Source organism: Stackebrandtia sp. (assembly GCF_035643755.1).
Lineage (GTDB): Bacteria > Actinomycetota > Actinomycetes > Mycobacteriales > Micromonosporaceae > Stackebrandtia.
The window spans coordinates 1-5,769 of the sequence record NZ_DASQPW010000247.1; the positions used below are offsets into that span (position 1 = coordinate 1).

A 5,769-nucleotide genomic window follows, 5' to 3' on the forward strand; every position below is an offset into this window, starting at 1 on the left:
GAACAAGAGGGGCGCCTTCACCATGACCACCGTGACCTGCCGATTCGCGATGTCGCTCGACGGGTACATCGCCGGGCCCCACCAGAGCGCCTCGGACCCGTTCGGCGAGGGCGGCCTGGAGTTGTGCAACTGGATGTTCCAGACGAAGAACCCCGGGCGCCAGGGCGACCAGGACGTCATCGACGAGGCCGAGGCGGGCATCGGGGCGTTTGTCATGGGACGCAACATGTTCGGTCCCGATCGCGGCGAGTGGGACCTGGAATGGACGGGCTGGTGGGGCGAGGACACGCCCTATCACGTCCCGTCGTTCGTGCTGAGCCATCACCCGCGCGAGGCGCTGACCATGAAGGGCGGCAACACCTTCACCTTCGTCACCGACGGCGTCGCCTCCGCCCTGGAGCAGGCGACGGCGGCAGCGGGCGACAAGAAGGTGGCGATCGGCGGGGGCGCGGCCACGGCGCGGCAGTTCCTGGCGGCGGGGCTGATCGACGAGCTGTACCTCCACATCGTCCCGATCACCCTGGGGGCGGGAGAGCGGCTGTTCGACGGGCTCGGCGATTTCAAGGCCGAGCCCGTCAAGGTGTCCAGCTCCCCCGCCGTGACTCACATCAAGTACGAGATCGTCCACTAAGGTCGAAGATGGCGGGCGAGGAACCTCGCCGCGCTGTCGGACTCGAAGCGGGGCAGCCGCTTGTGTCTGCCCGCGTTGGCGTGCAGGGTCTTTTCGGTGGAGGCGAAGGCGTCGAACAGCGCCAGGGCCGCCTCGCGCGGGATGTGCTCGTCGTCCCACTGCATCACGAACTCGATCGGGATCGTGATGCCGCGGGCGGCCTCGGCCAGGGCGTCGGGCCAGTGGAGGCCGAAGACCGCGGCGGTGATGCGGGGGTCGCCCGCCACGAAGGGGACGCCGATCGCGGTGGCCATGTTGAGTCCGAAGTAGCCGACGGGACCGTGGGTGCCGATCTCGGGGCGTTCCTGGAGGGCGTCCAATGTGGCCGTCCATTCGCCGACGGCGCGCTTGGCCAGGTGGGCGTTGTAGCGCACCACGATCGGGCCCTCGGGTTCGCCCGCTTCTCGGGCGCGGAACAGCTCGGCGACCTCGGCGTCGTCGTGGGCCGAGACGGGGCGGTCGCCGTGGGCGGGGGCGTCGATGACGGCGACGTGGAACCCGTGGGTGGCGGCCAGGAGGTGGGCGCGGCCCGTCATGGCGGGCCACCGCTTGTGGGTGCCGCCGCCGTGGCCCATCAGGACCAGGGGCGCGGGGTCGGTGCCCGGGGCGGGAGACCATAGGACGCCGGGGATGTCGCCGACGGTGAAGTCGCGCTCGCGGATGCCGTCCGTTGTGGAATCCGTGGTGAAGTTCAGTGTAGACATGGCTGTCGCCTTTCGGGAGTGCCTGGTGATCGGGCACTCCTGGCGACGGCTAGGTCAGTCGCCTGGCCGCGGTGAGGAGTGGGAGCGCCCACGTCGGTGTCTCTTGCATGGGTCTCACCTCCTCGGTCGGTACCACGGCGGATCGCACGTTAGCAGCTCGGCGAGGGGCGGCCAAGTTCTTTTTAGGGGTAGCAGGCGATGACCGACACATCGTCGCCCTGGATCTTGGCGACGTTCTCCCGCTTGCCCGTCTTGGGGTCGACGGACACGTAGTCGCTGACGTCGGCGTCGGGGTGGGCGACGTCGAGGGCGCCGATGGTGCCGTCGGGCAGGGTGGAGGGCGCCCCGACATTCTTGGCCAGGAACCTCGGCTTTCCCTTGCCCGACAAGCTGACCAGGTACAGGTCGATGTCGTCGCCGACGACCAGGCTCACCGCCACCGACTTGCCGTCGGGCAGCCACGCCTGCGTGAGCAGGTCACCCGACACGACGTCCACGCTTCCCTCGCCGCCACCGTCGACGGACTTCCAGTGGAACGTGGTACCCCCGGTCGAGGTCCAGGCGAGCTTGGTGCCGTCGGCCGACCAGGCGGGGTCGGTGGCGGCGTCGGTGGCGATCCGGTGCCGGTGGCCGTTGTCGGGGTCGGCCATCACGATCGTGTCGGCGTCGGTGTCGGTGTCGCGGTAGGCGACGCGGGTGCCGTCGGGAGACCACACGGGCGTCGAGATGCCTTCGCCGAAGACCTTCAGGTGCGTGCCGTCGGTGTCGGCCAGCACCATCTTGTTGGAGTATTTGCCGCCTTTGCCGTAGAACCCCTCGAAGTACACGCGACGGCCGTCGGGCGACAGGCTCGGCGTCTGGGCCTGAATCACCTTGTCGTTGTTGATGGGGCGGGGTTTGCCGCCCACCAGCCAGTACACGCCCTTGACGTAGGAGTTCTTCAGTTTCGTGTAGGCGATGGCCCAGTGGTCGCGGTCCGTCGGGTCGCAGGTCTGCTTGACGGACGCCGCGGGGGCGCACGCCGCCAGGCCCGCGAGCAGGACCATGACGGACGCGACCGCGAGTGTCCTCGCGGCGCGACCCGTTCCCCTACCGCGGTAACGCATGTCTCACAGCGTATCGAGGCGACGGTCAGAGGGGTCCCGTCCAACGCGGTGCACCGTAAGTGTCGACATGCTTCTATATATCGGTGAGGTCGGGAATGCGTGGTCTGGTGATAGGTCTGCTGGGCGGCATCACGGTGTGGAACGGCGACACGGAGGTGTCGGCGGGGACGCCGAAGCAGGCGTGCGTGCTGGCGTGCCTGGCCTTCGCGCCGCGCCAGGCGGTTCCCGCCGACGTGTTGATCGAGCGGGTGTGGGGGTCCGAGCCTCCCGAGGCCGCGCGCGGGAGCCTGGCGGCGTACGTGGCGCGGCTGCGCAGGCTGCTGCGCGACGGCGGCGTGACGATCGACAACCGTTCGGGCTCTTATGTTCTGGAGATCGATCCGTCGCGTGTGGACCTGCACGCGATGCGTTCGCTGGTGGCTGAGGCGCGAAAAAGCGCGGGCGATCCGCCGGCGGCGGCGGCGAAGTGGCGCGCCGCCCTGGGGCTGTGGCGGGGGCGCCCGCTGTCGGGAATCGACAGCCGCTGGGCCGAGGCGGCGGGCGTCGGGCTGGAGCACGAGCGGCTCGGGGCGCTGACGGGGTTGTTCGACGCCGAGCTGGCGTCGGGGCGCCACGCCGAGGTGCTGGGCGAGTTGGCCGCGGCGGTGGATCAGTACCCCTGCAACGACACCCTGAACTCCCAGCACCTGCTGGCCCTGTACCGCAACGGGCAGACCGTGGGGGCGCTGGAGGCGTTTCGGCGGGCGCGGTCGCGATACCGTGAGCTGCAAGGCATCGAGCCGACGGCGCGCCTCGCCGAGCTGCACCGTCGCATCCTGGCCGACGACGCGGGCCTGCGCGAACCCGCCGCCGACGCGACGCCGCCGCGTTCCGCCGTCCCGCGCCAGCTTCCCGCACCGCTGTCCGCCCTGTATGGACGCGACGCGGCGTTGGCGCGCGCCGAGGCGGCGGTCACCAGCGGCGGGCGGTGCGTCGCCTTCGTGGGCGCGGGCGGCGTCGGCAAGACCGCGGCGGCGCTGGCGTGGGCCAACAAGATCGCCCCGTCCTTCGTGGATGGTCAGCTGTTCGCCGACCTGCGGGGGTTCTCCGAGGCCGAGCCGGTGGCGCCGTCGGTGGTGTTGGCGGGTTTCCTTCGGGCGCTGGGGATCGCGGCGTCGGACCTGCCGAGTCGGCAGGAGGAGCTGGCGGCGCTGTATCGCACCACCGTGGCCGAGCGGCACGTGCTGGTGGTCCTGGACAACGCCGCCGGCGCCGCGCAGGCCCGGCCACTGCTGCCCGGGGCGGGCAACTGCCTGACGGTGATCACCAGCCGCGACGACCTGCGCGGGTTGCGGGTCGACCAGGATGTGACGGTGATTCCCGTGGACGAACTGTCCATGGACGACAGTGTCCGGGTGCTGGGGGCGCACCGCGACGCCGGCCGCCCGGGGCGGCAGGCCGACCTGGCGCGGCTGGCTGAGCTGTGCGGGCGCCTGCCGTTGGCGCTGAAGCTGGCCGCGGGCCAGCTGACGACGGGAACCGACGCGGAGTTGGCGGATCTGTTGCGGGACCTGGAGTCGGGAGATCGGCTCGGGACGCTGTCGGACGGCACGTCGCGCCAGGGCGGCCTGGACGCGACCATCGGGGCCTCGTACGCGACCCTTCCGCGGCGCGACAGGTTCGTGTTTCGGTTGTGCGGGGCGCATCCCAGCGGCGGCATGGACGCCGCCGCGCTGGCGAACATGGGCGGGGCCGCGGTGTCCGAGGTGAACCGGGCGCTGCGGCGCCTGGAGGCGGTGCACCTGGCCAGGCGCGCCGCCGACCAGTGGTTCATGCACGATCTGGTGCGCGACTACGCCGCGCGGCGGGCGGCCGCCGACGCCGACATCGCGAAGCGGCTGCCGCTGTTGTACGACTGGTACACCGCCGCGCTGCATCGCGCGAAGGACAGGGTCTACGGGCGCAGCCCCTGGGACGCCCCCGAGTGCACCGCGCCACTGCCCGAACTGGACACCATCGACGCCGCGATCGCCTGGACCGACGCGCGCATCGCCATGCAGGTGCTGTTGATCCGCCAGGCCGCCGACGAGCACCCGCATCGGGCCCAGCACCTGATGCGCCTGGCGCGGCCCGCGCTGCGCGGGTCGGGGCTGCTGCGCGACTGGGGCCGCACCCTGGAGGCGATCCGGGATTCCTTCGCCGCCAACCGGGACACGGCGTCATGGTGCCGCGCGATGGTGCACCTGGCGATCTTCTACGGGGACATCGGCGAGCGGTCGCGGGCCGCCGCATTGGGGCGCCAGGCCATCGACGAGGCGCGCCGCATCGGCGACCTGGTGTCGGTGAGCGAGGCCGCCGGCGTTGTCGCCCAGGGCCTTTGCGACAGCGGCGACAACCGGGAGGCATTGCGATATTTCGACATCGCGATCGAGGGGTACTCGGCCGAACCCGACCCCGTGGCGGCGGCCAGCGCCATGTACGAGCGGGGCCGCGTGCTGTACCGCCTGGAGGAGGCCGACGCCGCGCGGAGGCTGCTGGAGCGGGTGCACGGCGTGTGGCGCGAGCACGGCGCCACCAACCCGCTGGCCTACGTCCTGGCCGATCAGGGCCGCCTGGCCGCGCGCGGCGGCGACCTGGAGGCGGCGGATTCCCTGCTGCGCCAGGCCATCGACATCGCCGACGCCAGCGGCGCCCGCAGCGGGGAGGGCTACGCCCGCGCCGTGTCGGCCATCGTCCTTCATAGACTCGGCCGCGGTGCCGCCTCCACCGAGCAGCACACCGCGGCGATGCGGCTGTTCCCCGACATCCCCAATCTGACGGTGCGCATCGAGATGCTGAACTTCGCGGGCGCCCTGCGCGCCGCCCGCGGCGAGCCGGCCGAGGCCGTCCAGTTCCACCTGGAGGCCGCCGCGCTGGCCGAATCCGCCGAGGAGACCTACGAGCGGGGGCGCGCCCACCATCTGCTGTCCGATGCGTACTCGCGGCTCGGCCGGGGCGACGAGGCGGCACGTCACGGGGCCGAGGCGGCGGCGATCTTCGCGCTGTGCCGCACCCCCGCCCCGTCGGACGCGATCTTATCGACGCGCGCGGCGAAAGGTACGGCCAAAAGTCCCGTCACAACCGGTTACAAATCCCCTGACTTCGGCGCGGTCGCGCGTGGAAGCTTCTTGAGTGACGCGATCGATACTCTCTCCGACGGGCGCTTCGTCGGACTCGTCACCGACCCCGACGTCCACCGCAAACCCTCGTTTCGCCGAAGGACCCCGCATGGACAGTGGCGCGCTCGCGGCGCCGGTACTGCGCCTGGGAC

4 protein-coding genes are annotated in these 5,769 nt (G+C 71.5%); 2 read left to right on the plus strand and 2 right to left on the minus strand.

Annotated features, from left to right (window positions below):
* Nucleotides 1-631, plus strand: a 631-nt coding sequence (locus VE172_RS18995) for a dihydrofolate reductase family protein (protein ID WP_324803538.1), incomplete at its 5' end; no start/stop codon positions are given.
* On the opposite strand, the gene VE172_RS19000 is transcribed toward VE172_RS18995, so the two are convergent.
* Nucleotides 628-1,374: a dienelactone hydrolase family protein gene (locus VE172_RS19000; protein ID WP_324803539.1), complete on the minus strand. Its 747-nt coding sequence runs from the start codon at nt 1,372-1,374 to the stop codon at nt 628-630. The two genes, VE172_RS18995 and VE172_RS19000, sit on opposite strands and share 4 nt — an antisense overlap.
* A 182-nt stretch (nt 1,375-1,556) precedes the next feature.
* The gene (locus VE172_RS19005; protein WP_324803540.1) at nt 1,557-2,480 is read right to left on the minus strand and encodes a TolB family protein; all 924 of its coding nucleotides are present in this window, start codon (nt 2,478-2,480) and stop codon (nt 1,557-1,559) included.
* Nucleotides 2,481-2,575: 95 nt separating this feature from the next.
* On the opposite strand from VE172_RS19005, the gene VE172_RS19010 reads away from it, so the two are divergent.
* A partial coding sequence (locus VE172_RS19010) for an AfsR/SARP family transcriptional regulator (protein WP_324803541.1) occupies nt 2,576-5,769 on the plus strand: 3,194 nt, incomplete at its 3' end.

Excerpts from the sequence above, each read along its gene's own strand:
- VE172_RS19000 (WP_324803539.1), bottom strand. The coding sequence starts at position 1,374 with ATGTCTACACTGAACTTCACCACGGATTCCACAACGGACGGCATCCGC.
- VE172_RS19005 (WP_324803540.1), bottom strand. The coding sequence starts at position 2,480 with ATGCGTTACCGCGGTAGGGGAACGGGTCGCGCCGCGAGGACACTCGCG.